General features: G+C 51.7%; 20 protein-coding genes and 4 pseudogenes. 11 read left to right on the forward strand and 13 right to left on the reverse strand.

Annotation, left to right across the window (positions count from 1 at the left end; translation table 11 throughout):
- Positions 1 to 127: 127 nt before the first annotated feature.
- The 8 genes and pseudogenes from AACH44_RS12755 to AACH44_RS12790 all read right to left on the reverse strand — a co-directional run bounded on the left by AACH44_RS12755 (position 128) and on the right by AACH44_RS12790 (position 5,944).
- The gene (locus tag AACH44_RS12755) at positions 128 to 523 is read right to left on the reverse strand and encodes an NAD(P)H-dependent oxidoreductase (protein WP_261848077.1); all 396 of its coding nucleotides are present in this window, start codon (positions 521 to 523) and stop codon (positions 128 to 130) included.
- A 67-nt stretch (positions 524 to 590) separates the two neighbouring features.
- Positions 591 to 700, reverse strand: a pseudogene (locus AACH44_RS12760) (ClbS/DfsB family four-helix bundle protein); the annotation flags it as partial.
- A gap of 106 nt (positions 701 to 806) precedes the next feature.
- Positions 807 to 1,199, reverse strand: a pseudogene (locus tag AACH44_RS12765) (amino acid-binding protein).
- Between the two features lie 180 nt (positions 1,200 to 1,379).
- Positions 1,380 to 1,572, reverse strand: a pseudogene (locus AACH44_RS12770) (IS3 family transposase); the annotation flags it as partial.
- A gap of 397 nt (positions 1,573 to 1,969) precedes the next feature.
- Positions 1,970 to 2,737: an ABC transporter permease gene (locus AACH44_RS12775; RefSeq protein ID WP_261848076.1), complete on the reverse strand. Its 768-nt coding sequence runs from the start codon at positions 2,735 to 2,737 to the stop codon at positions 1,970 to 1,972.
- A 65-nt stretch (positions 2,738 to 2,802) separates the two neighbouring features.
- The gene (locus tag AACH44_RS12780) at positions 2,803 to 3,594 is read right to left on the reverse strand and encodes an ABC transporter ATP-binding protein (protein ID WP_261848075.1); all 792 of its coding nucleotides are present in this window, start codon (positions 3,592 to 3,594) and stop codon (positions 2,803 to 2,805) included.
- Complete coding sequence (locus tag AACH44_RS12785; RefSeq protein WP_261848074.1) at positions 3,591 to 4,886, reverse strand: acyl-CoA thioester hydrolase/BAAT C-terminal domain-containing protein; 1,296 nt, start codon at positions 4,884 to 4,886, stop codon at positions 3,591 to 3,593. Before AACH44_RS12785 ends, AACH44_RS12780 begins: the two co-directional genes overlap by 4 nt.
- A complete protein-coding gene (locus tag AACH44_RS12790; protein ID WP_261848073.1) occupies positions 4,883 to 5,944 on the reverse strand; it encodes an ABC transporter substrate-binding protein in 1,062 nt (353 codons plus the stop codon). Before AACH44_RS12790 ends, AACH44_RS12785 begins: the two co-directional genes overlap by 4 nt.
- 345 nt (positions 5,945 to 6,289) lie before the next feature.
- On the opposite strand from AACH44_RS12790, the gene AACH44_RS12795 reads away from it, so the two are divergent.
- Genes AACH44_RS12795 through ggt form a run of 9 tightly spaced genes read left to right on the forward strand, consistent with a single transcriptional unit; the run spans position 6,290 to position 14,833 of the window.
- Positions 6,290 to 6,988 (forward strand): GntR family transcriptional regulator, encoded by a 699-nt coding sequence (locus tag AACH44_RS12795; protein ID WP_261848072.1) that lies wholly within the window; start codon positions 6,290 to 6,292, stop codon positions 6,986 to 6,988.
- Positions 6,985 to 7,743, forward strand: coding sequence for an ABC transporter ATP-binding protein (locus AACH44_RS12800; RefSeq protein ID WP_261848071.1), 759 nt, complete (start codon positions 6,985 to 6,987; stop codon positions 7,741 to 7,743). Before AACH44_RS12795 ends, AACH44_RS12800 begins: the two co-directional genes overlap by 4 nt.
- Position 7,744: 1 nt before the next feature.
- Positions 7,745 to 8,512: an ABC transporter permease gene (locus tag AACH44_RS12805; RefSeq protein WP_261848070.1), complete on the forward strand. Its 768-nt coding sequence runs from the start codon at positions 7,745 to 7,747 to the stop codon at positions 8,510 to 8,512.
- A gap of 23 nt (positions 8,513 to 8,535) precedes the next feature.
- Complete coding sequence (locus AACH44_RS12810) at positions 8,536 to 9,513, forward strand: ABC transporter substrate-binding protein (protein WP_261848069.1); 978 nt, start codon at positions 8,536 to 8,538, stop codon at positions 9,511 to 9,513.
- Positions 9,514 to 9,526: 13 nt separating this feature from the next.
- The gene (locus AACH44_RS12815) at positions 9,527 to 10,531 is read left to right on the forward strand and encodes a zinc-binding dehydrogenase (RefSeq protein ID WP_261848068.1); all 1,005 of its coding nucleotides are present in this window, start codon (positions 9,527 to 9,529) and stop codon (positions 10,529 to 10,531) included.
- A gap of 13 nt (positions 10,532 to 10,544) precedes the next feature.
- Entirely contained in the window at positions 10,545 to 10,955 is a 411-nt protein-coding gene (locus tag AACH44_RS12820) for a PaaI family thioesterase (protein WP_261848067.1), read from the forward strand.
- Positions 10,952 to 11,725: a VOC family protein gene (locus tag AACH44_RS12825; protein ID WP_261848066.1), complete on the forward strand. Its 774-nt coding sequence runs from the start codon at positions 10,952 to 10,954 to the stop codon at positions 11,723 to 11,725. Before AACH44_RS12820 ends, AACH44_RS12825 begins: the two co-directional genes overlap by 4 nt.
- Positions 11,715 to 13,214, forward strand: a complete 1,500-nt coding sequence (locus tag AACH44_RS12830) for a class I adenylate-forming enzyme family protein (protein WP_261848065.1) — start codon at positions 11,715 to 11,717, stop codon at positions 13,212 to 13,214. Before AACH44_RS12825 ends, AACH44_RS12830 begins: the two co-directional genes overlap by 11 nt.
- Entirely contained in the window at positions 13,211 to 14,833 is a 1,623-nt protein-coding gene (gene ggt, locus AACH44_RS12835; RefSeq protein ID WP_261848064.1) for a gamma-glutamyltransferase, read from the forward strand. Before AACH44_RS12830 ends, ggt begins: the two co-directional genes overlap by 4 nt.
- 663 nt (positions 14,834 to 15,496) lie before the next feature.
- On the opposite strand, the gene AACH44_RS12840 is transcribed toward ggt, so the two are convergent.
- On the reverse strand, positions 15,497 to 15,751 hold the full coding sequence (locus AACH44_RS12840) for a hypothetical protein (RefSeq protein ID WP_261848063.1): 255 nt from the start codon (positions 15,749 to 15,751) through the stop codon (positions 15,497 to 15,499).
- Positions 15,752 to 16,136: 385 nt separating this feature from the next.
- Here AACH44_RS12840 and AACH44_RS12845 point away from each other — a divergent pair, with 385 nt between their 5' ends.
- Both AACH44_RS12845 and AACH44_RS12850 read left to right on the forward strand, forming a co-directional pair.
- Positions 16,137 to 17,189 carry a hypothetical protein gene (locus tag AACH44_RS12845; protein ID WP_261848062.1) on the forward strand — a complete coding sequence of 351 codons (1,053 nt, stop codon included), beginning with the start codon at positions 16,137 to 16,139 and terminating at the stop codon, positions 17,187 to 17,189.
- Between the two features lie 6 nt (positions 17,190 to 17,195).
- Positions 17,196 to 17,483: pseudogene (locus tag AACH44_RS12850) on the forward strand (IS4 family transposase); the annotation flags it as partial.
- A 37-nt stretch (positions 17,484 to 17,520) separates the two neighbouring features.
- On the opposite strand, the gene AACH44_RS12855 reads toward AACH44_RS12850, so the two are convergent.
- From AACH44_RS12855 to AACH44_RS12870, 4 genes are read right to left on the reverse strand one after another with little or no spacing between them, the layout of a single operon-like run.
- A complete protein-coding gene (locus AACH44_RS12855; RefSeq protein WP_261848061.1) occupies positions 17,521 to 18,495 on the reverse strand; it encodes a hypothetical protein in 975 nt (324 codons plus the stop codon).
- Positions 18,495 to 23,078: a chromosome partition protein MukB gene (gene mukB / locus AACH44_RS12860; protein ID WP_261848060.1), complete on the reverse strand. Its 4,584-nt coding sequence runs from the start codon at positions 23,076 to 23,078 to the stop codon at positions 18,495 to 18,497. Before mukB ends, AACH44_RS12855 begins: the two co-directional genes overlap by 1 nt.
- Positions 23,075 to 23,848, reverse strand: a complete 774-nt coding sequence (locus tag AACH44_RS12865; protein WP_261848059.1) for a chromosome partition protein MukE — start codon at positions 23,846 to 23,848, stop codon at positions 23,075 to 23,077. Before AACH44_RS12865 ends, mukB begins: the two co-directional genes overlap by 4 nt.
- On the reverse strand, positions 23,841 to 25,241 hold the full coding sequence (locus AACH44_RS12870) for a hypothetical protein (RefSeq protein ID WP_261848058.1): 1,401 nt from the start codon (positions 25,239 to 25,241) through the stop codon (positions 23,841 to 23,843). The genes AACH44_RS12865 and AACH44_RS12870 overlap by 8 nt, the downstream gene beginning before the upstream one ends.
- Positions 25,242 to 25,264 lie beyond the last annotated feature (23 nt).

Genomic DNA, 25,264 nt, shown 5'->3' on the forward strand with positions numbered 1-25,264 from the left:
TCTCCGCAACTACTCTATACATTTTTCTTTCATAGTTAACTACACCACAGAAATCAAATATACAATCTTTCCAGATCCGTTCTAATGGATCACCGAACACTGTATCCTCCCGCTCTTTAGGTGTGTTTTATGTATTAAATACAACCCCTGCTTTAGCTTTGAGAAGACCGATTGGCAAACCACCGCCATTATCCCCCTCATGAAAAGCATAAGCAATATCCTGCCTTAAAACACGATCAACCCAGCCTTTCAAAATTGCCGGAGGTTGTCCCCACCAGTTAGGATGAATAATTATAATACCATCAGTTTCCTTTATTTCCTCCTGATGCAGATTGACAAGTTTGTCGCCGGATGCATCACTTATCAACTCCACGCTCGGTAATACAGGAGCGAAATGTTCTTCATATAAATCATGAGATAAAACAGTATGATGATTATTCTTTAATGCCTGTATTACTGAATCAGAAATTGCATGGTTAAAACTACCCTTGTAAGGGTGAGCTAAAATAACTGATACTTTCATTATGTTTCTCCATGAGAACTCACAGTACCGACTCTATGTTTACTAATTATTTCAATTTGGAATTATGTTATTTTTCCCATTTTCTTAAACGCCCACAGGCGTTCGTATAGGGAGATGATGTATTGAATGAAATAATTCGCTCATTGTCCATTTACCATACCACGGCTTTCCATAGAGCGTAGAGAATTCTTACGCGGGAGGATCGGAGAGGGCAGCAGTTACGACTGCCACTGAATGTTCCAGAGCATCAGTGCCATCAATTAAATCCGCTTGTTTGAGCATCTTATTCAGAAAGTACCGCCCATTTTTCCGTCACTTTACTGCTGACACTATCATTATCTGTTATCAGGATCAGGCGGTTTGAATGATCGCTTTACTGGCACAGGATGTTAATACCTTCCTCAGCCAGCGTTGCCACAATCTCTCCCAGCTCACCGGGCCGTTCCTGCTTAAGCTTTCGGATCAACGGTCTGCATATCTCTTCTACCTGAAAACCTTCATTTTCAAGCACGATTCTGGCCCTGTCGCCATCTTCAACAAGGAAATGGGCATGTGCTTTGTCAGCAATGGCGAACATCCCACCATCTTCAAGACCTATGCCATTTCGCCCTAATGTCGTCCCCAGCGCCGCCAGTTCTCCGGGAATATTTTTCAAAACAACTTGGATGTCATACAGTTGCGTCATCCCTGGTTTCTGACGTGTAATCTCTGATCGTATGAACGATACGGATACGGTAAAAAGAGAAAATTGACTTCCGTCCTTCAACCTGATCTGACTCATTCAGGATATTTTGTTTCCATCGCAACACCGCCTCGGTCAGTGTCAAGGTTGTTGTCACAATCTCTGCAGTCTGCCCACTCTCTCGCTCAGAGGACGTTGCCCGGCTCTGTTGCTTGCTACGCCAGTTGTAGATTTGGGACTCGTACAGACTGAGTTGGCGGGCAGCGGCGGCCACGCCGATGCGTTCGGCAAACGTCAGGACTTCCTCACGAAATTCAGGCGTGTGTGGCTTACGGGGCTTCTTGCTGGTTGGTATGGACTTTGTCATGTGAGTCACCTCTGATTGAGAGTTTACTCACTTAGTCGCGCGTCCACTATTGCTGGGTAAGATCAATATACTGTTGCTTTAAAAAGACCATCGGACAGGCCATTGATTGCAATGGCGAGATCATTAATTAAACACCGCTGATACTCAGCAAAACACCAGAACCAAATACTTCCAGCATTTCCCTGGTGATTAGTTTTTCATTTCTTTTAAAATTAAAGATCCATATTTACGATTAATGAAAACATCAAAGAGGGATTAATATTCAAATGAAGAGTAAATAAGTACCTATATGCAACATCCGATATAAGTTACGTCTTCTCTTTAAGAACTATCCAGATAAAACCACCTGGAACGCATTAAAAACAAACAATTATCAGCCTTAGCTTTTTATGCTGCTTTAGCGTTTCGGATTATTCCGCTGCCAAAACACCACCCGTCCCTGTAGCCAGCGCATAATCTGTGTGCCGATAAACCCGCTCAGTGCCAGTAAAAACACCCCGGCAAACATGGTGGACAGACTCATATTGACGGAGCTTGAAGCAATCAGATAGCCAAGCCCCTGCTGCGCGGAGAGAAACTCCGCCACTACCGCGCCAATTAACGCCAGTGCGACACCTATTTGCAGACCGGCGAAAATATCCCCTGCCGCAGAAGGCAGTTTGACGTGAAAAAGCAGATACGTGCGTGATGCGGAAAAGGCTCGGCAGGCATCCAGCAACTCCGCGTCAGTACGGCGAATACCGTTGACCGTGTTGACAAACAGCGGGAAGAAGCAGACCAGCGCCACCAGCACGATTTTCGACGCCATACCAAAACCAAACCACACCAGAATAATCGGCCCAAGTGCAACTTTGGGTGTCGACTGCAATGCCACTAACAGCGGATAGATAAAACGTTCAAACGTCCGGGATTCCGCAAGGATCCCCCCCAATACAATCGCCAGCAGGCTGCCAATAGCATAGCCCATCAGGGTTTCGCCCAGCGTGGTGGTGATGTGCGGCCATAAGCTCTGATCACGAAAACCACTGGCCAGCGCCTGATAAACCGCCTCAGGAGAAGGCAGCAGGTAGTCAGGAATGTCGAACATCCAAACTGAGACATCCCAGATAATCAGCAATACCAGCAGGCTGATTAAGGGATAGATAACCGATAATAACTTATTCATTATTCTGCCCTGAGAGCCTGCCAGCAGGCTCTGATTAATGCTTTTTAGTGGGAAAGACGACGGGTTCAGATAGCTGTTGACTGAATGCCGCCTGCGCTATGGCTGGTCACAAAATGCCGACGTAAGTGCTGACACAACGAGGTAAATTCGTCGTCAGACAGTATTTCCAGACTGCGGGGACGAGGCAGCAGGATCGCCAGCTCCTCAATAATTTTCCCCGGCCGCGGTGACATCACCAGAACCCGGTCGGCGAGAAATACCGCTTCCTGAATACTGTGAGTAATAAACAGCACCGACTTGCGTTGCTGTCCCCAGATACGTTGCAGTTCCAGCATCAGCACTTCCCGCGACAGAGCATCCAGCGCCGCAAAAGGCTCATCCATCAGCAACAGTTCCGGATCATGCAGCAACATACGGGCAATCCCTACCCGCTGCTGCATCCCACCAGATAGCTCAAAAGGATAGTCATCGGCAAAATCCGCCAGCCCGACCAGTTCAAGCAACTGCAATGCCCGCTCCCGCGCCGCGCCGGCGGGAAGTCCCAGGGTACGCGCAGGCAACAAGACATTGTTGAGCACGCTTTTCCACGGCAACAAATTGGGTTTCTGGAACACCACACCAGTGTGACGTCCCGGCCCGGAAACCGGCTGTCCCCCCACCTGAACCGCCCCACGGCTCGCGTCCATCAGCCCGGCGGCCAGTTTCAGGATGGTGGATTTCCCGCAACCAGATGGTCCGAGTAAGGCCACAAACTCACCATCGCCAATCCGTAGGTCGACATCGGTCAGCGCTTCAATCTCGCCACGTCTTGTCGCATAGGTCAGGCCGACGTTATGCAACTCCAGCGCCGCACTCATGCCACCTCCTGCTGAGCCGCCGCCAGAAACGCCAGCACCCGCTCCCAGCTATGCACATTGGCCTGCGCATTCGCCAGCGGCGTGCCGCCGCCGTCAATCATCACGCCTGCGACCGGATGTACTTTGGCAATCTCCGTGGTCGGTACATACGGGAAAGTGATGGCATGCCCTGCGCCTTCATTATGCACATGCTCCACAGGCCAGCGATGACCACTGGCTTCCAGTTCGGCTTTGATGCGGGCGCAATAATCTGTCGATGGCCAGAAGCCATCATCGGTGCCGGAGATAAGCAACAACGGCCCGTTAATACGTTCGACCGGAATACGCGCCGCCACCCGGCTGTCTTCATCGCGCTCCACATTCACAAACGCCGGAGCCTGACGGATTGGCGCACCCGGTTGCGGCGGATGGTCAAACGCGTGCCAGTCGGCATGGGGATTATCCTGCCAGATATTGCGCAGCGGCTGGTCGCCCCAGGTCCAGGCGGTGGCATCACGCGGTTCGTCCGGGCGACCGGCGCGCAGCGTACCGTGTACTACCGCGCTGGGCACATAGCCAATCACCGCAGAAACCTTGTCGGTGAACAGCGAACCCAGCAACAGCGCCAGTTCCCCACCACGAGAATGCCCGGCCAGCGCAATAAAATCATCACGGGGCTGCAATGTCTTTTTCGCCCAGTTAATCGCTTTGGAGAAATACTCCAGCGGGGTACCAGAAATATGTTCCGGGCGACCCGGCGCTTTAAAATAAGCCAGTGCAAAGCCAACATAGCCGTGCGCGGCAAACAGTGCGGCACGCAACTCCGGCGTTCCGCCACCCGAACCATTGAGCACAATTACCAGCGGATGCGGCCCATCCCCTGCGGGGGTGAATACCGTGCCAGAAAGGCCGTTTTCACGCACTTCCCTACGGGTAACGCCCGGCGCGACAAAACGTTGTATCAGCTCTGCCTGTGCGCTTTCCCCATCCGCATCGTCAATACGTAGCTGAATGTGGTATGGCTCTATGCTGTCGATATGCGAGTCTTCAACTGGTGGTGTGATCTGCCGCAGGCTCCAGACTGGCGCCATCGAATCCGCAATCTGCCAGTCGCCTTCCAGCGGCACAGCGGTGGACAGATCCAACAAACCATCTTGCGCAATTTCAAAGGTGGCGAAACTCTCCCATTGGCTACCATCGGGATGGGTAAAGGACGCGGAGAAACGGGCAACACCAGCCGCCAGCCCACTGGCAGTAATGCGACGGACTTTATCCACCAGGTCGTCGGCGATACCAATATTCAGAGTGCTCATTTCGCGGCCTCCGCACGGGCGCGTAACGCGTCTTTGTCGAAGTCGCTGAATGCAGGGACAAATTCGTTGGAGAAGATACGATCCACCGGCACATTATCGCTCGGGAACTCCCCGGCCTGCGCCATGGCAGTAATCGCCTTGCGGATCACCGGCAGGTCGTACTCCCCCGGGTTCCGGCGGCTGCCATCCGGCCGGTACAACGTGCGTTCCAGACGGCGACTGAGCAGTGTGCTCGCCTCTTTCAGCCCTTTGCCGTCGGCATCCGCAGGTTTACTTTCTGGATGCTGGCGCCAGAAAGCGCGCACGCAGAACTCAGGATTGATTTCGCAGACATACTGCGCTTCGGTGTAAGCCCGCCCAAAACGACGGATCAGATCCGGCTGCTGGGTAAAAGTATCCTGATGGGCGATAAAGCCGTTGCCGGGGGTTTCCTGAAAGACATCCGGATAAGCAATACGGCGGATTTTCGTACCAGTAAGCTCAAAGATATCGCCCCAACTGCTGTTGTAGTTAAGCGCATCCACCTTTTTACTGCGCAGCGCCTGGAAGCCGGAACCCAGCACGCCGACCGCCACAAATTCAACATTCTTCCCCGGTTCCAGCCCGGCAACGCGCAATGCTGCGCGGCTGCCCGGAATGGTGCCCCAGGTCAGCGTGCCAACGCCAACCTTCTTATCTTTCAGGTCAGCAAGAGTTTTCACCGGCGAGTCGGCCAGCACCGTGTATTCCATGGTCTGAGCCGGAGTGCCGTTGTAGAAGTAACGTAGCGGTAACGGGTTTTTGCCATTGAAATAGCTGGAGATCACCGGTTCGGACACTGGGTAGCCAAAAGTCACGCGTTTGCTGGCGACCTGCGGCAGTAACGCTCCGGCGCCCTGAAAAATAAGCACTTTCACCGCCAGGTTCTGCTCTTTAAACAACCCCAGTTCTTCAGCCGCCGCATAAGGCGCGCCATCATGTACAGCCGGAGGGATCGCCAACGCAACGGTGACCTCATCAAGCGCCTGCGCCTGCGAGGCCGCAAATATCAGGGTGGGCAACAGGTATTTCAAACGCATGAGAACTCCTTGACCGAGAAAGAAAAGCAAAAGAAAAGTGTCGGTCAAGCTAGAACACAGCGGGTTGAATCAAAACGAACTATTTGCGCTAACAATATATCGATACTGGCAACGCTGGGCAGCCCAGTCGCTATTACCAGAGCAGCACAGTAAAAATGTAAAACATATCAACTAATAATCTCATTGAATGAAACTGAGCATCCCAGTAAAGATAAATTTGCGCATAGCATTGCCGTTTTTATTATTTAAATCTCCCCGTCTCCCTGCCACAGAATGGCCTCTCTGAGATATCCAATAAATCGCTGTGAGCAGCCCACAGCAAACTAACACCATGAGAGGCCCAGAGTGACTGATTCTTTATCCTTAAGTGACCAGGCTTATCACACCATTCGCCGCGATATCCTCACCTGCCGGATGCTGCCCGGCTCGCTGGTCACCGAATCCGAACTGATGGAGCGTTATCAGCTTGGGAAAAGCACCTGCCGTCTGGCGCTGACTCGCCTGAGCCATGAAAACTTGGTGATATCGCGCCCGCGTAAGGGTTACCGCATCGCGCCAGTGACGGTGCAGGATGTGGAGGAGATTTTCACCGTACGTGCCGCGCTGGAGCCGCTGGCGGCGCGTCTCGCCGTCGGCAAAGTGGATATCGAATTACTTAAAGAGCTGGAAGCCCAGTGCCGAGTGGAAGTGACCGCCCCGCTGTCGACGCGTATTGATGTGTTTATGAATGCCAATAAACGCTTCCATCTGACGATTGCGGAAGCCACCGGCAACACACACCTGATCAATACGCTTTCCGGGTTAATGGATGAGATGTCCCGCCTGGTGGCGCTGGGTTTTAACGTTCAGCGCATCAAACCGGAAATCAAACACGACCACAACGCGATGATTGACGCCTTTATTGAGGGCGACACAAAGCGTGTGGAGTTTATTGCCCGCCGCCATATCGAAACCTTCCAGGCGATGACGCTGGAAAAGATCTACGCCACCCTGAGTAAAGAAGGCACGTTATTACCGGTTCTGCCACGGGAGATATTTGAATGAGTGTTTCTGCACGCCAGTCCGTGGAGCAAAGCATTGCCTTAACAGGCATAAGTAAATCTTTTGCCGCGCAAAAGGTGCTGGACAATATTTCGCTGACCATTAACCGCGGCGAGATTGTCGCGCTGCTCGGCGCATCCGGCGGTGGCAAAAGTACCCTGCTTAATCTGATGTCCGGGCTGCTGCCAGCCGACGGCGGTGATATCGCCATTCAGGGCATTCCGGCAAAACAGTTTCAGCACTGGCAGCGTATCGCTTACCTGTTTCAGGAAGACCGCCTGCTGCCCTGGCGCACCGTGGAGCAAAACGTCCATTTTGGCCTGGAGAACACCACACTTTTCCAGGCTGAACGCCGCAAACGGGTGAGCGATGCGCTGGCGCTGGTCGGGCTGGCGGAATTTACCCGCCACTGGCCGCATCAGTTATCCGGCGGTATGCGCAGCCGCGTGGCGCTGGCCCGTAGCCTAGTGGTGCAACCACAAATTCTGCTGATGGATGAACCCTTCTCACGTCTGGATCCACAAACCCGCAGCGCCATGCATGAAGAGCTGTTGCGCATCCAGGGGATGACTGGGATGACGGTGGTACTGGTGACGCACGATGTGGAAGAAGCCGTGGTACTGGCAGATCGCGTGATGATCCTTAAACCGCACCCAGGGCGTATCCACAGTGAAACCGTGCTGACACTGCCGCGTCCGCGTATTCCCACGCAACCTGAGGTGAATGAATTGATTCGCCTGCTGCGTCTGGAGGTGTGAGATGAACCTGGCTTCCCGAACCTTCAGCCTGATGCTACAGCGACTGGTGATGCTGGCGCTGTTTCTCGTCGCCTGGTGGCTGGCATCGCTTCATCTTCCGGCCTTTGTACTGCCCGGCCCTACCGCCACCGGGCAGGCGCTGGTCGCATTATGGCAGAGTGATTCGCTGCTTCACGATGTTCGAGTGACCTTTGGCCGCGTATTCTCAGGCTTTATCCTCGCGGCGTTGATCGGCACGGTGGCAGGCCTGGCACTGGGCGCAAGTCAACGGGTGGCGCGCTTTTTCGAGCCGCTGCTGGCGGTGTTTAACACCGTGTCGTCCGCTATCTGGGCCATCTTCGCCATTATCTGGTTCGGCATATCCGATGCCACCACCATCTTCGTGGTGTTTATGACCGCCATGCCGCTCATTCTGACCAACGTCTGGCAGGGCGCGCAAAACGTCGAGGCGCAGTATGTCGAGCTGGCACGCAGTTTCCGCATGAGCCGCTGGCAGACGCTACGCAAAATTTATCTGCCAACCATTCTGCCCTACTTCTTCTCCGGCGCCCGTCTGGCCTTCGGCTTCGGCTGGCGAGTCTCGTTGGTGGCGGAGACGCTCGGCTCGTCGGACGGTATCGGCTACCGCCTGCGTCAGGCAGGGGATCTGGTGCAGACCAATCAGGTTTTCGCCTGGACCCTGCTGCTGGTGTCGTTGATGTTGCTACTGGAAGGCGGGCTGCTGAAACCGCTGGAACGGCACCTTTTTCGCTGGAAAAAACGCTCTTAATACTTTGATTCAGGGGTAATGACATGAAATCGCTACTGGTTGTTTTCACTTTGCTGGCAGGTCTGCTGCCACAGATAAGCGCTGCCGCAGATAAGGTGCGTATTGGTTACTGGACGTCCGGCGTCAGCCTTGGTTATGGCTCGGTACTGGAAAGCCAGGACTTTCTGAAAAAACACGGCGTGGAAGCCGAGTTCGTTCACTTCCCGGATGTCAATGCGCCGTTGAAAGCGCTGGCGTCCGGCTCTATCGACCTGGCATTTGGCGCCCCGGTGGCCGGGGTGTTCAGCGTTGCCTCTGAAGGCGTGCCGGTGAGAATTTTTGCCGCCACCCAGCCTGCGGATGTGGCCTTCGTGGTGCCGCAAGGCTCGCCGATCACCTCTCTTAACCAGTTAAAAGGTAAAAAAGTTGGCATGTCCCCGGCTGGCTCCTCGGTAGCAGTGATTGGTGCCACGCTGTTACAGGAAAACGCCGGTATTGCCGCCAGTGAATTTTCGCTGGTTGGCGGTAACGAATCCCGTTTGGCGCAGTTCCTTGCCCAGAAGCATGTGGATGCCGCCGCCCTGCGCACGCTGACAGTCAACCAGCTACCCGAACTGAAACTGACCGTCATCGGCACCTTTGCCGACGAATGGAAAAAACTCACTAACAGTGATGCGCTGCCTTATATCGGCGTTGGCACAGTGCGCAGTGAGTTTATCGATAAACAACCGCAGACCGTGGCGAAAGTGGTCGCCGCCCTGCGCGATACCCTCGAATGGGGCAAAAACCATCCGGACGAGGTGGTGAAGATCCTGAAAGCGAAAGCCAGCCTGCCGGAAGACCAGGCTCGCGCTTACGTCAACCTGTGGGACCGCATGAACCAGATGTCCTTTGAGCAGGCCGATATCGACACCCTGAAACGCGAACATGCAGTGCTGGTAGCCAGCGGCTCCATTAAAGGCAAACTGGATGACGGCCTGTTCGACCCGCGCCCGTATATCGCGGCAAAAGATCTGAAATAACAGAGGAGAGACTATGAAAGCGCTGGTATTACAGCAACACGGCGATCTTGATCAACTACAGATTGATAATCAGAAAGCGCAACCCCAGTCACAGGCGGGGCATGTGGTGGTCCGCGTGGGCGCCGCGTCATTTAACTATCACGATGTCTTCACCGTGCAGGGTATGCCAGGCATCAAAGTGCCGCTGCCGGTAGTGCCGGGGCTGGATCTGGCGGGCACCATCGACAGCATCGGCGAAGGCGTCAGTGGCTGGAGTGTCGGCGACCGCGTGCTGGTCAACCCACTGAAACCCGGCGTCGGGCTGATGGGAGAAATGACCGACGGTGGCATGGCGGAATATGCGCTGGTGGACGCGCGTCAGCTTATCGCCCTGCCGGATGGCGTCACCTTTGAACAGGCCGCCGCGCTACCAGTGGCTTACGGCACCGCACACCGCATGCTGATTACCCATAACACCATCAAATCCGGTGACCGAGTGCTGATCCTCGGCGCCAGCGGCGGCGTAGGCACGGCCTGCGTGGTGCTGGCGAAACATCTGGGCGCGGAAGTGATTGCCTGCGCGGGCAGCGATGAGAAAGGCGTGGCCCTGAAAGCGCTGGGCGCCGACCATGTGGTGAATTACCGCGAGCAGGACTTTTCCCGCTGGGCGATTGAAAAATACGGCAAACCTCAGCGTCGCACCCATGAAGGCGGCGTGGATGTGGTGATCAACTTTACTGGCGGCGACACCTGGCGTCCGTCACTCAAATGCCTGAAACGCGGCGGCACGCTGCTGGTGTGCGGCGCGACCGCAGGCTACGACCCGCAGGAAGATCTGCGTTATGTCTGGAGTTTTGAGCTGAACATCAAAGGCTCCAACAGCTTCTATGAAGAAAACCTGACAGCGCTGCTGGATCTGGTTAATCAGAAACAGATCGTACCGTTAATCGACCGGGTTCTACCGCTGGAAGAAGCCGCAGAAGGGTTACGACTGATTCGTGACCGTGAAGTACTGGGCAAAGTGGTCGTGAAACCCTGAGCAGGAGACTGGAATGCGCGCACAAGAGATCGAACAGAAATTACTGAAAGGCCCCTACCACCAGTGGCTGGGATTAAAAGTGCTCCGCGCCGGCGAAGGCGAGATTGAACTCTCTGCCGCCTTTCGCGATGAGTGGATCGTTAACCCGGCTGGCGGCTATATCCATGGCGGCATTCTCGCCACGCTGGTGGATCTGGCCGCCGACTGGGCGCTGGTGGCCTTTACTGGTAAAGGGGTGCCAACGCTTAACCTGCATGTGGATTACCACCGCCCGGCCAAAGGCGACCTGACGGTGAAAGCCAAAGTGATTAAACGCGGCAAACTTGCCTCCAGCGCGGAAGCCTGGGTATATGACGCCGAAGGGCGCCTGGTGGCCAGCGGACGCGGATTATATGCCACCCCGGCTGAACAGGGGGCGGCATGACGCTGAAACTCGATCATCTGGTCATCAACAACCACTTTGCACTGGATGACTGTGCGCTGTGGTTCCGGGCGCTGGGGTTTACCCTTACGCCCAGGGGCTACCACAGCCTCGGTTCGATTAACCATTTGATCATGTTCTCAGACCATTACCTGGAGCTGATTGGCCTGCCTGTCGGCGGCGAAAAACTGCGCCGGGAACTACTGGATAACCCGCCCGGTATCGACGGGCTGGTGTTCGCCAGTACAGACGCTCAGGCGACGGAACACGCCCTGCAACGCGCAGGGTTTGACGCCCACCCGGTGCAGCATTTTTCCCGCGAGGTGGTCAGCGGTGATGCGCGGGGCGACGCACGCTTCAGCACAGTGCGCCTGGTTCCCGGCAGTTTCAGCGCCGGTCGCGTCTACTTTTGCCAGCATCACACGCCGGAATGGGTGTGGCGCGAAGAGTGGTTACAGCCCGGCGGTATCAGCGGTTTAACCGTAGTGGCGCATGATGTGCCCGCTACCGGTAAGCGCTATGCGCAACTGGGCGAAACCGACTTACTTAAGATCATCAGTTATGACGACTGGCAGGCGCAATATGGCGCCCTGCTGCCGTTAAACGCAGAACTCGACAGCCAGTTTGCCGCCATTCAGCTGTATGGTCAGCCGCTGCCCGCCCTGTCAGCGGCGGCAACCCGGCTTGGCTTGCCGCAGGCGACGCACAATGGACAACTGCGCGTGGCAATCCCCACGCTCAATCTGCTGCTGGAGTTTGACAATGTCCGATAATCTGGGCGCGTTTGCGCCCGAACTGCAAAACAGTGACCGTCTCGCTTTTATCACCCCACTGGATGATACACAGCAGCAGGAAATCACTTTTCGCCAGTTACATGCCCGGGCGGATGCCATCGGTCTGGGATTATTGCAGTATGGCTGGCCACAAGGCTCGCGGGTGGCAATCCTGGCGCGCAACTCTATCGATTACGTCATCAGCCTGCTTGGCATTATGCGTGCCGGTCTGGTGGCCGTACCCATTAACTTTCGCTTCCCGGTCGATACCCTTGAGAAAATCATCACAGACAGCAATAGCCGCCTGCTGCTGGGGGATGCAGATCAGCTGGCGCGAGTGAATCACCAGATCGCGAAAGTCAGTTTCGGCCCGGCACTGGCGCAGTTGCAGCACGCTGGCGTACTGCCTGCGTTTGCTCCCGGCGCGGAAGACCTGGCGCTGTTGCTGTACACCTCCGGTTCAACCGGCATGCCAAAAGGCGTGCGTCTCACCCATACCAGCCATCGCTGGGTGGTGGATACCCGCCTGGCGCAGCGGGAGTTAACCGGCGAACAAGTGCTGATTGCCGCGCCGTTCTACCATATGAACGCGCTGGCGCTGGCGCTGCTGACGCTGGCAAGCCATGTCACCACCGTACTGCTGCCGCAATTTGACGCCCGGCGTTACTTGCAAGCCGTAGACCGTTATCGGTGTACCTGGCTGACAGCGGTGCCGCCGATGCTCGCGATGATGTTGCGGGAAAAGGATCTGCTGGACAGTTGCGACCTCTCCTGCGTACGGGTGATCCGCATGGGTTCCGCGCCAGTGAGCGACAGCCTATATCAGGCGTTACGCCACTGGTTGCCGCAGGCGCGCATCATTAACGCTTACGGCACCACCGAAGGCGGCCCGGTAGTGTTTGGTCCACATCCGCAGGGGATTGCCATTCCCAGCGGCGCATCCGGTTACGCCCATCCTGACGTCAGCTTACGGCTGCGTAACAAGGCGGGAGAGTATGCCGACGAAGGCGTGTTGGAGATGAAAAGCCCGGCGCTGATGCTCGGCTACCACCAGCGCCCGGATGTGCCGGAACCGTTCAGCGGCGATGGCTATTACATTACCGGCGACGTGTTCCGGCGAGATGAACAGGGCTTTTACTGGTTCGTCGGCCGCTATGACGACATGTTTGTTTGCGGCGGCGAGAACATCTGGCCGGGAGAAGTGGAAAAACTGCTGGAGCGTCATCCACAGGTACAGCAGGCCTGTGTGGTGCCGGTGGTGGATGACATCAAAGGCCAGAAACCGGTGGCCTGGGTTATCCCCCGCGCCGGTGAGCAACTGATCCCTGATGAGCTTAAACACTGGGCGCTGGAACATGGCCCGGCCTATCTGCACCCGCGCCATATCTGGCTGACGGACCACTTTCCGCTGGCGGGCACCAATAAAGTGGATCGTCGCGTATTGCAGGTGGAAGCGGAACAGCGCGTACAACAGGAGACTCGCGGATGACATTTAACTGGCATAACCCCTATCACACGCCGCGTACGCCGGTTTTTGCCCGCAATGTGGTGTCCACCTCTCACCCGCTGGCAGCGCAGGCTGGGCAGCAAATCTTACTGGCTGGCGGCAACGCGGTGGATGCTGCCATCGCCACTGCCGCCGCATTGACGATAGTGGAACCCGTCTCGAACGGACTGGGCAGCGATGCCTTTGCGCTGGTGTGGGCCGACGGGCAACTGCACGGTCTGAATGCTTCCGGCCCCGCGCCCAACGCCTGGGATGTGAACTATTTCCGCCGTCGCTATGGCGATGACGGCAACGGACTGGCAAACCGCCCGCAGCGCGGCTGGGATACGGTGACCGTACCGGGCGCGGTGGCGGGCTGGGAAGCGCTGCATCGCCGTTTTGGCAAATTGCCGTTTGCGCAGTTGTTGCAAAACGCCATCGCCCTTGCTCAACGCGGCGTGACGCTGGCCCCGATGGTGGCTCGCAAATGGCAGGCGGCAGTGCCTGCGCTGGAAAACCAACCCGGTTTCTCCAGTGTCTTTATGCCGGGGCTACGCGCGCCACAAACCGGTGAGCTGTTCCGCTTCCCGGCGGCGGCGAAAGCGCTGCGCCTGCTGGCAGACCAGGGCGCACGGGCGTTTTATGAAGGTGAAATCGCCGATGCCACCGTGCGCTGGGCGCAACAACATGGCGGCAGCCTGACACACCAGGATCTGGCGAACTATCAGCCGGAATGGGTGACGCCATTAAGCCAGCGTTATCGCGGTTACGATGTGCATGAGATCCCGCCTAACGGCCAGGGAATCGCCGCGCTGATTGCATTGGGTATTCTTGAGCACTTCGACCTCGCCTCTCTGGCGCTGGATGGCGTGGATGCGCAACATCTGCAAATCGAGGCGATGAAACTGGCGTTTGCCGATGTCTACCGCTATGTTGCCGATCCGAAATCGATGGAGCTGACACCGCAGCAGATGCTGGACAGCGGCTATCTGAAACAACGGGCGGCGCAAATTGATCTCACCCGCGCCAGCACGCCCGCAGCCGGTATTCCGCGTAGCGGCGGCACCGTCTATCTGACCACCGCTGACGAGAACGGCATGATGGTGTCGTTTATTCAGTCGAACTATATGGGTTTCGGTTCCGGCGTGGTGGTGCCTGAGTTTGGCATCAGCCTGCAAAACCGTGGCGCGGGGTTCTCCAGCGATCCGCGCTCTGCCAATGTGGTTGAGCCGGGCAAGCGCCCTTTCCATACCATTATCCCGGCATTCCTCACTAAAGACGGGCAACCGCAGATGAGTTTTGGCGTGATGGGCGGCGATATGCAGCCGCAGGGGCATGTGCAGACACTGGTCAGAATGCTGGATTTTAACCAGCAGCCCCAGGCCGCCTGTGATGCACCGCGCTGGAAGGTAAACCGGGATTTCACGCTCGATCTGGAAAGCGGCTTTGACCCGGCGGTGAAACAGCAGTTGCAGGCACGCGGGCAGCGCTTAAAAAGTGTTGACGATCCTTATATGGACTTCGGCGCCGGGCAGTTTATCTGGCGCTTGTCCGACGATGCAGATCACGGCTATGTCGCAGCCAGCGACAGCAGACGGGATGGACTGGCCATCGGGTTCTGAAACAACAGAATGCAAACGCTAAGGAAATCGGGGCGTTTGCATTTGGCAGACTCATGAAAGAGCCGGGGCTGGCCAGCTGCCAGCTGCCGACCCCACTGAGCACAATGTTCTGTTGATCAATGCGCTGGGCATTCAGGACGTTTCTCATGTGATTGGTCTGAACTACAGTGCATGCGGCGGAATCAGTCCAGAACAGTTTGAAAACCAGAACCTCGCTTAGGGCTGTGTCCACATTACGTGGGTAGGATCAATACCGCTCACATGAAATCCTTAGACATTTGGTTCAAAGGGAGTGTTGTTGACCGATATAATTTCAGTCAGACGGCGAATAAGGTTTCGCGTGGGTTGTTGGATTAATCCCCTTACGTTAAATAAAACATTACATAGATATAAATAGAGAACCTCAACTATCATCGAGGTTCTTTGTATCTATATATGCATATTAGATCGATCACATCATTATTCAAACATTCTGAAAATATCCTGATAGCTAGACACAATAGTTGGTGAACCTAATGATTCAATCATACCAGTTGGAAGATGTTTGATTGTTTCTTCTCTCCCGACAGCTAAACAATCTCCTTCACCTCCCCAGAAAAGAGCAGAAGATGTTATTTTTAATATATCACACAGCCCTTGCCAAAACGCATCATAACCCGGAGGTCAATTTACAGAAAACCCAGATAACATCGGCACATTATCAATAAAGATAATATCAATATAAATTTCCGTGCTACTAATGGGTAAAATATTATATTTACCCGCATCTGGATTTTCATACTCTAGTAAAACATAACACATATTTTCTTCTATATTATAAGATGAAACGGCATCACCAAAAGCGTCAAGAAAAACTGATAGAGGAAAATATCCAACCTCACCATCATCATGCGTTTGTAAAAATATATCCCAACTCATAATCATCCTTAAAAGTGGTTATTAAAATCAGTGATGATAATATTTATTTCGCACCACTTATATATTATATACTTTCATTGACAACATCAATCAGCAAGAAACTACGTAAACAGTATACGCCTTAATTTAGTCAGGAAGCCCTGACGGTGTGGCCTACTACGCCCTTGTGGGTCATTCCGGCAGCACGCTGAGGATGCACATTTATGTAACAATAGAACATTGAGGTAACTGATAATGGTTCAACCAAAAAGAATCAAACACCGTTTTCCTCCCTAATTCAAACAGGAAACCTTTGATCTAAAGTGCCAAAGCTGGACATTGGTTATTCTGAATGGTTGAATCTTGTTTGCCTTACCCTATTTGCAAATAAACCACGGAGAGCCAAGTGGCACACTATTGGTGGCGAGATTTACTTGATCGAAATAATGTCTGGCAGGGGCTGGAGCTGATAGTTCAAGGTCAAGCGCCTTCAAAACAAAGTAGTATAGAAATGCTCAGTGGTCACCATGGGCGTATGTCGCTACAGCTTCGGGGCAAAGCGCTTTTCTGGGCCTCAATGCTAAAAGATCACTCTGGCGTTTGGTTGGTGTTTAATGCCGATCACCCTGACCAACAGGGTTTATTATCTCCTGTGACCTCAGTTGAGGTGGAGTCAGTGAAAAAACAGGGCGAGCAGGCATGGGTAAACGAATGGTGTCGCTATTTCGCCCGGCAATTGATGCGGACGTCTGATCCGTTACTTCCTGAGCGCCGCTGGTTGTTAAGACCCATGGCATCCGTCAGTCGTCATGCACCCTATACCGTTCAACAGACAGCCACCGTCGAAAACTGGCATTTCCATTCGCCAGCCAGTACTGGAAATATAGGATGTGATTGGACGCTTTATGGCGAAGATTTCCCTGATTTAACTCATCCTCAAAAAGTGAGTCTGGTGGACTGGTGGTGGGGCGGAAACTTACTGTTAGGACGTTACTCGGTAAAAACCAATACAGGGCGTCTGAAATGGTGGCGTAAAAAGTGTCGTGAAGGCACGTTGCCGCCAGTGTTGGTCTGGTACGTTGCCGGGCTCGCATCATTTGTAATCCTTGACGGTCACTACCGTCTACAAGCCGCAATGGAGGAAGGCATCCCGCCGTTATTTCTGGTACTCAGCGAACTTAATGAACGGACGTTTCCCCCTGCACCTGAGCATCAGGAACGCATTCTCCGCGCACTGGAGCAACAACAACGCACGAACCCGAAGTGTAGTGTTGAGGGGACCAACCAGACGTTAATCAATCTCTATGATACCCGCTATCTTTATGCAGCCACTCACAGTCGGGCTGTTCTCGGTAAAGGTGAATCTTGGGTGCGAGACGTCAAAGCTTATTTGCATAAATATAACTGTGAGGAAAATCTGGAAAAGATCCTTAACCGCGTGTCCACTATTGCTGGGTAAGATCAGCTTGCTTATAATCTGCTGCGTTATCAGATGATTAAGCTGGCAGGCCATCTGAAAGAATATAGACCGAACCAGCTGAACGTCACCGAATCGAGCGGTCTGGTTATGAGAATGCTGATGACATTACAGGGCGCCTCAGCGGATCGAATCCCGGAACTGTTGCGGGACCAGGGGAATTTGACGCCGTTGGTGAAACGCCCAGCAAGAAGAGAAAGAACCTTCCCGATAGTAGCGAAGGAAAGGCCGCAGAAATATGGAAAAACCAGGAAAAACAACCAGTCAGTTGCTTAACTGACTGGCATTACCGTCCAGCTAAATCGCTCGTATCTTATATTGTTACCGTTTCTGCCATCGGATTACCTATCAATCTCTGTATCGCTGCATTAAAACGGTAATCCACGACCAGCACTTCCTGTTCGATCCAGCGCTGTTCCTGCTTTAATTGCGTAAGTTGAGGGCAATCCGGTGCTGTATCCCAGGCATGTTTCCCAACGCCCATCATATTATTAACCTGGTGTGCTGACGGCCAAAAGTCCGGTAGCCAAATCCGGCAGGGCCGGGTCAGTGAGTGAGATATTCGTCGGGCAATAGACAGACCATTCGGATCAAGATCGGGAAAATGTACCCACGGTATACCCTGCCCGTATTGAGAAATCCACCGACAGCAGGGTAGATAATTCAGACCTGGGGCAAAGATCAGTATCAAACCATCGACAAGCGGCATATCAACATACGCGCCTAAGTTCTCGACGGTCATGATCAATCGCGCCGATAAAATATCCACTGAGAGCAAATTAAGTAGCATTCGCTCTGGCAGACAGCACTCCGAGCGCCACTGGCTCTCATCATCTGCAAACAGAACGTTTTCCCTATTATTGCAGGCAAACGTTAGCTGCATCTCCGTCCCCTGGCTGCGGAGCCGTAAGACGTCATCATGGGTGACAGTCTGTCCTTTGATTAAAGGCAGCCCCAGACCTGCTTTACTGTTGCCCCGCCATGCCGATGCTGATTTATGGTGGATACTTTGCAGGCGGCGAGGAATAGCCGGATGATTCTCTTTTCTACCAATGACCTGTTGTTGTATCTGTTGCTGCACCTGCGTGAGCAGGATTTCCAGGCGATCACTTTCTGCCAGCCGCCAGCGATTGCGAGTAGAAGGGATGATAATACCAAGTTCAATCAGATAATCTCGTAGCAACTGTTCCTTGGCATTTTCGGCCATCATTTGCCGTTCTTTTAATTGCTGAAGAATATCGTCAAGTTCGCTGGCCGGGAAACCTAACTGAAACAGTTCGTTATGCATTATAGTGTTTTCCCCTCGTCACTTTCAGCATTTTCCGCTGTAGCCAGATAGCTATCAACGTCAAACGGTAACTGTTGGGCGTCGCGAATCCCGGTAATTTTCACCTGATGACGCGTGACACTTTGCCCATTGTCTCCCGTGCTTTCAGTCCTGACTGTGCGTACCAGTTGGTAACCTGTGCCAGTAATTTTCCCTAACGTTTCCGGGGCCGCAACCAGCATCTGGCACCCAGTTCTTACGGCCAGCTCGTGGACTGTCGTCTGAGAGGCGGCATCCAGACGGGAAACCTCGTCCATCACCAGTGGCAAAGTGAAAGGCTCTTTATTGCCGTGAGAACTGCGTCCCCAATGTCTGAGCACGGCAATCAACACCGCCAGCCCGGAACCGATTCGTTCCCCGGTTGACAAGCTAGAGGCGTTCAATAGTTCAAACTGCTCCGCACCGCGACGCTGTATTAACGTTTTTACATCCAGGTAGTTACGGTGATCCAGCAAATGTGAACCATCAATTTCATGTTGATTGATTTTTTTATACAGGCCTGCCAGAGCTTCGGTAACGGTTCCAGCCGTGGAAAAGAGATCGTCCATGCCATAACCACCTGATTTCAAAGCATTCAGGGTATCCTGAAAATGTTTAACCGTCCTGGCCTCCAGACGCACACTGGCAACCTGCCCAAAGCCAATTCCGGTAAGTTCAGCACTTAATCGGCTTATCGCGCGTTTTTCATCGTTGATTCGGCGCGATAACGCATCGGCAAGCTCATCACGACGCATCTGAAACGCGGCTTCGGTTTCAGCCAGCATCCTTTGTGCATCTTTCGCCGCCTGAGACAACGCCAACAACATTGCACGGGGTTGCGTGGTACGCTGAATATCCTGTCGGGCGCGACGGCGAAAAAGAGCCACGGCGCGGCTATAAAGCGTGGTACAGATTTCAGCGACGTCAGGAGTGTCCTGACTACAGGATGTTAACTGCTGCATGAAGGGATCGGCTGAAGAAATAGAATATTCGATAGCAAGCCGAGTCAGTTGAGTCAGCAACGGTTGATCGACCAGCAAAAAGGTTCCTGATGATGGCGCGTTGCCATTTATCAGGACTTCGCGCATTGCAGGTTCCAGTTCACCATAGGAGCCATCGGCTTTTAATGCAATTATAATTCTGTTGCGCAGCTGAGTGATTTGTTCAATTTTTTCTGTCAGGGCAATGAGTTTGTCATTTTGATTTTTCAGTTGTAATTCTTCGTTTGAGCGTTGGCGATGCATCTCAGCATTTTTTACATTGCACTCTTCTACGTTGTTATTCAGCTTTTCAAGTTGGTTCTGTAAATGTGTTAACTGTAAAGCAAGCTGGGTTTCCAACCCTGGAATATAGGGAAAAGGCAAATTATCCAGATTATTTTTAGCTTCATCGCGATTCTGGCGATGGCGAATAATAGCGGAATCCATTACTGAAAAAGATGCATCTTTTTCAGCTAACTCTCTTTTTGCATGACTTAGTTCATCTCTAATGCGTACTCCGTCCTGTTCCAGCCGTTTTTGGTCGTCTGATAAGAGGGTTTGCTCTTGTGCTTCATCTTCCAGTATTTTCTGAGCATTAACATATTCTGGGTTAAGATGAGCCCGCACACTGTCTAACTGTTTCACCCGCCGGAGTCGTATCGCAGAAATTTGCCAAGTTTTCTCGTTCTTCTCAACCTGCTGGCGTACCTGTTCTATATTCTCTGGGTATTCTTCCCGTAGTAATGGACACTCTTTTTTTATCTGGCTAATTAACGGATGATAACGTTTGAAATTACGCCCGGCGGTTTCAGCCCGCGTTATCTGACTAGCAATATCAGCCAATTCCTGAAGAAGATCCCGAAACAGGATTTTACTGTCTGGCTCACACTCCTGCAGTACCAGCATGAGACCCCGGCTTTTTTTCCACTGGCTGGACACGCTTTTGCATTTTTCTGCAATGTCTGTCAGGGCAGTAAAACGATGATCGCGCTGTCGGCGAGCCTCCTCCAGCGGCGGCTCGTTATTCCAGATAAATGAGGGGGCAGCGCTGACACCCTTAAGATGTTCTCTGCTGCGCTCGAGGTCTTCAATCTCACGTTCCAGCGCCTCACTCTTTTCTTCCGCCTGTTGGATCTGTTGGTCCAAGTGAATGATTAGCGCCTCGCGGGCTTTATCACCTAATACAGGCTCTGAACGTATCTGGCTGATACGACGGTACCGTGGTTCATCGATAACACACCAGGGGGGAAGGATACTCTCCGATGTATTATATTCGTCGGTGATATCGTTAAAGAGTAATTCCGACTCAAACGGCTCGTTGCGTAAAACGTCCACGGGTTGGGTGACACTGATCAATATAACGTCGGGAAGCGGCCATTGTTCACCGTATTGCGAGAGCAATAGCCTAGCGGCATCATCGACATCACCATTGATCAGTATGGCAAACATTAACGGCCCTAATGCCGCCTCAAAATATCCGGCATCCTGTACTTCGGTATCGGCGTACAGTTCAGCAACCGATATTCCCGACACGTCGGCGGCAAGAAGCCGTAAATACTCAAGACTCCCAGCTTCTCTTCCGCTCAGTTTGTTACGCCGCTCCCGGCACTGTTTGATTTCTGTTTCGTAGCTAACAATTGCTTGTCGAAGTGATTTAACGTGTAACACGTGATCAAGAATAAGTTGTTCGCAGCGTTGCGGTGTCAAGTCATCATCAGGAAAAATGGAGCGTAAATAGCTAACCGATGGCTGATATTGGTGCCACTGCTGACTCTGTTGCTCATAGCGTGCAATATCGATGTCAAGCTGCTTAATTTGTTCCTCTACTTCGATTTGACGTTGCGCTAATTGTTCCTTTTGTTCATTTAAGTGCAATTCTTGCTCTTGTTGCACCGCCAGTTGTTGCGCAAAATCCTCATCGCTCAATGGTAACGATAGCATGCCTGCATCACGAAGCCGCTGCTGAAGGCGCCGCTGCTTCTGATGATCGCTTTGTAACGTCTTTTGATGCTGTTGTCGCCCGCCCAGTTGAGCGTCTTCGAGACGCCATTTTTCCAGTTGAGCGCATCTTTCCATAAACCAGTGCTGAGCGTCTGGAGGAGAGATGTCATCCTCCAATTTTCGCGCGCTGTTTGCGGCGAAAGTATAAGCATCCAAAATATCCTGATGGGATCGTAATTGACGCTCTGCATGGTTGAGAGCATTCACCGCCTCTTTTTCCTGATTTGCCAGTTGTTCAATGAATGCGCTTAATCCCGAAAGCGTAAAAACACTATTCCATTGACTAATCTCATCATAGAGTTGTTTTGCGTGGTTATATTGCAATGCCATTTTCTGAGCATGGCCATAACGCATATCGGCATTAGATAACTGTTTGGCTATGCGTAGCTGGCTTTCTTCATTCTCGCTTTTTTTTCTTTCCAGCTCATCAACTATACCCCGCTGGAGTTTGCTTGCTTCTTCCGCACTATCTAGCTGGGGTTCAAGTTTATTAAGTTCGCCAATTGCTTTTTGTTCTTGATCAAAATAAATCCTACCGTCATGGGCACATAACCGTTGGGGCTCAATACCCTTAATCTGTTGTTGCGTTATTGACCGTTCCGATTTGATGGCGTCTTCTTTGCGTCTAAGCGTACTCAGGGTTTCCGCAATTTTTTCCAGTTCACGTTCAACCCGGTATTTCTCTCTCTGAACGGTAGTGCGTTCTTCATCATTCATCGCCAGTTTTTTTTCAATAACTGACCACGTATTGGCTGAAAATGATAAGGTTAACGTCAGTAATGAATTAAAAAATTGATAATCTTTTTGGTAACTCTCAAGGTCTTGCTGCGTGAGCCTGACTTTGACCATGGACTCATGCACCATATTCACTACGGAATGTATATTCCCGCGTGTATGAGCCATTAAATAAGCACTGAGATGTTTTTCTATCGATTTATCCAGACGCCCGGCCATTGCTGAATGAAGGATCTGAGCCAGGCGGTATTTATCGTCGGACGACTGACAGGCTCGTGGTAAAATACCATCCTGAAACAGTGCCAACATATAGGCATTTGAGTCTTTAAATGCCTGAATGGCACACCCTAATAGTGCCGCTTTATCGCGCAACTGGTCTACCGTTACTGGGTGAGCCACTTGTCCTTTACGATCAAGTAAGCAATCTAGCGGGTTAACGCTATCAGGAAGCGTCAGACAAAATAGCCGGGTATCTAATGTCGTTCCTGTCGTTTTTTCAGCCCGAACGACGTACAGATGCCGCTGGCCTGTCCCTCGAGCCTCGACCTCCAGAGCAACGATACTAGGCTGTCCTAGGCGTGGAAACATTTCACTGTCTTTTATTGATGTTGAAACCTTAAAATCATCCTTAGTCCCTAAGCTAATGTAGCGAATATCAGGGATCTGGCTGAACATAAACGCACCCAACAAAGACGTTTTCCCCGCGCCATTATTGCCCAACAATGAAACCGTACCGCCATATTGCCGCGATGTACGCAGTGCGTGAGGATTCACCAGATTTAACGTTCGGGCGTTAATGCCATTAATGTTGACAATACTGAGGCTGCGTATCAGAGGATAATGGTTCACAATGGTTCCCCTTTATGTGTCTCGGAAGTAAATAAATCGCCCGTTGTATCCATGTCGTCTTCGGCAGGGAAACGATCGCTCTCTGCCAAATCGTCATCTACACCATCCCGCGCCATCTCATCAATATTGACCAGATACCCCTCCGATATCAGTTCGGCCAATCGTTGTGGTATTTCTGACTCTTGCTGTAGGCCTCGTAGCGGCTCAATAAAGCGATAGATCGCGGGCGTTGTCTGGAAGGATTGTCGATCTCTGGATAGCTGAATAAAGGCATAACGCTCGAAGACTATAAGCGCCTTTTTAATTTCATCCTGGATTTTAGATAAATCATATTGTGTCTGTTGACCGGGACGACGGCGAAATAATTCCAGAAGTCTGGTTTCGGATAATTGATGGCTCATTCGCTCCAGCAGTTGGTTCGTTGTGAACCATTCTGTTTGACTAAGCTGTTTTTCGAGCTCCATTGCAACGATGAGTAGACCAGTGACCATCTGCAACTCATTAAATCTCTCTACGGGTATTTTACCGCGCCGCTGAGGTAGTAAATAATAAACAGATTCATTAGAAAGGCATAAAGATAAAGACAAACAAGAGTAGTATTCGCAAAGTGGATCAAACGCCTGATTAACAAACGAATACAACATGTAATCCGAAGGTAATATATTAACACCTTTGCGTAACTTATAGTCAACAAGAGGAAATAAAGGTGATTTCATAACATCCAGAAATGTATCAAATCGGTCATTTGGTGTGTATTCAAGCTCAGTCATCGAGGCCTCCCTGTGAAATTATCCATTGTTCTTCAATTTCGTAACTTGCCGCCCCATCCATTAAAACCCATTCAGGGAAAACATCATCCTGAATATTGTTACTCTGTTTCATTATTTCTTTTATCGTACACTGCACCAAACGAAATCGATCTGTTTCATTGAATGAGAATTTACTTAATATGCTTCTGATAATTGAAACGTTACTCACGGGTTTATTATCACTTAATGCTTTTTCAACAAACTCCCTTGCAAAGCTCTCTAACTGAAAAGCTGGCATTTCCCGTACCAGTTCTTCATCATCGTTGTCATCAAGGAATAAAGCGTTATCAGCAGGGGGAGGCGGTGTGTCCCATTCACGTAATTGCATTAGCTTAACCGCCGAAGGTAGTGCCAACGACCATGATGACTGACCAAACAGCTCAATAGTACGATCGATTAAATATCCAAGATTAGCATTGGGATCCAATGCGATACGGATGCGTATACGATCTAATACGGTGTTAAAGAATCCAGATAAATCCCTTAAAGAATAATTAGCGAACTCTCGAATATCCGTTAATGAACTAAACAAAGATGATAAAGCGTTTTTTAATCGCTGCGTTCCTCCCTTTTGCACTACAGTATTTTGTAAAATTTCCAGCTGCATTAATACCGCATCAGCCCGATTCATCACCAATTTTCTCAAATCGTTAATCTGTCCGGCCAGCGTACGTATCGTTTCCAGCAACTGCTGTATTTCTGTTTCCAGAGAAACATCAATTCCGGTTTGCATTTCAGAACGCATTGAATGAAATTTTGAGATTAAAAATTCCTGATTTTTGAAAACGCCCGTCAGAAGATCTTGCAGGCTTGGTAAAAAAAGCGCTACCTTCATCAACCATTCACTATCAGGAATTTTATTCCCATCGCTGATAGCATTTAAACTGGACAACTCCTGATCAATTCTCAGATAACGTTGACTTAATGTTTCTTTATCCTCTGATTCATCAGATTGTTGGAAAGGTTTTAGCAAATCATATGCCAACTGAGTCAGGCGGTATGTTCCACCAAAATCTGCGACAGATATTCCGGCCAGTGACAATAACCCTTGTTCCAATGCGCGTTTCAGAAAATTGTTAACCCGGACATCGGAGGTATTAAGATCTTCATTTATTCTTTCATCAACGTAACGGATGATGTTGTGACATGTCGTTTCATCATAGCCGGATTGTACAAAATGATGTTCACTATCCGATTCGACACCGGCCTCCTCCATCCCCCACATCGCCATCGCCGCCAGATAGCTAAACTCATTAGTGGTAAGGTGTAAATTCGGCTGGTATTTACTGATTTTTAACAGTATGCGGTTTAGGGGACTTGTAAACTGCTGCGGTGTAGGTGTGACATTGTCCATGATAAAGCTCACCCCGGCTTTTC

Origin of the sequence: Pectobacterium araliae (genome assembly GCF_037076465.1) — a bacterium.
In the GTDB taxonomy this organism is placed as follows: Bacteria; Pseudomonadota; Gammaproteobacteria; order Enterobacterales; family Enterobacteriaceae; genus Pectobacterium; species Pectobacterium araliae.

Bases quoted from the DNA above. Each gene is read 5' to 3' on its own strand.
- AACH44_RS12855 (WP_261848061.1), bottom strand. From the start codon at position 18,495: ATGCATAACGAACTGTTTCAGTTAGGTTTCCCGGCCAGCGAACTTGAC.
- AACH44_RS12755 (WP_261848077.1), bottom strand. From the start codon at position 523: ATGAAAGTATCAGTTATTTTAGCTCACCCTTACAAGGGTAGTTTTAAC.
- AACH44_RS12825 (WP_261848066.1), top strand. From the start codon at position 10,952: ATGACGCTGAAACTCGATCATCTGGTCATCAACAACCACTTTGCACTG.
- AACH44_RS12805 (WP_261848070.1), top strand. From the start codon at position 7,745: ATGAACCTGGCTTCCCGAACCTTCAGCCTGATGCTACAGCGACTGGTG.
- AACH44_RS12865 (WP_261848059.1), bottom strand. From the start codon at position 23,848: ATGACTGAGCTTGAATACACACCAAATGACCGATTTGATACATTTCTG.
- AACH44_RS12785 (WP_261848074.1), bottom strand. From the start codon at position 4,886: ATGAGCACTCTGAATATTGGTATCGCCGACGACCTGGTGGATAAAGTC.
- AACH44_RS12810 (WP_261848069.1), top strand. From the start codon at position 8,536: ATGAAATCGCTACTGGTTGTTTTCACTTTGCTGGCAGGTCTGCTGCCA.
- AACH44_RS12780 (WP_261848075.1), bottom strand. From the start codon at position 3,594: ATGAGTGCGGCGCTGGAGTTGCATAACGTCGGCCTGACCTATGCGACA.
- AACH44_RS12820 (WP_261848067.1), top strand. From the start codon at position 10,545: ATGCGCGCACAAGAGATCGAACAGAAATTACTGAAAGGCCCCTACCAC.
- AACH44_RS12775 (WP_261848076.1), bottom strand. From the start codon at position 2,737: ATGAATAAGTTATTATCGGTTATCTATCCCTTAATCAGCCTGCTGGTA.
- AACH44_RS12790 (WP_261848073.1), bottom strand. From the start codon at position 5,944: ATGCGTTTGAAATACCTGTTGCCCACCCTGATATTTGCGGCCTCGCAG.
- AACH44_RS12870 (WP_261848058.1), bottom strand. From the start codon at position 25,241: ATGGACAATGTCACACCTACACCGCAGCAGTTTACAAGTCCCCTAAAC.
- AACH44_RS12840 (WP_261848063.1), bottom strand. From the start codon at position 15,751: ATGAGTTGGGATATATTTTTACAAACGCATGATGATGGTGAGGTTGGA.
- AACH44_RS12815 (WP_261848068.1), top strand. From the start codon at position 9,527: ATGAAAGCGCTGGTATTACAGCAACACGGCGATCTTGATCAACTACAG.
- ggt (WP_261848064.1), top strand. From the start codon at position 13,211: ATGACATTTAACTGGCATAACCCCTATCACACGCCGCGTACGCCGGTT.
- AACH44_RS12830 (WP_261848065.1), top strand. From the start codon at position 11,715: ATGTCCGATAATCTGGGCGCGTTTGCGCCCGAACTGCAAAACAGTGAC.
- AACH44_RS12800 (WP_261848071.1), top strand. From the start codon at position 6,985: ATGAGTGTTTCTGCACGCCAGTCCGTGGAGCAAAGCATTGCCTTAACA.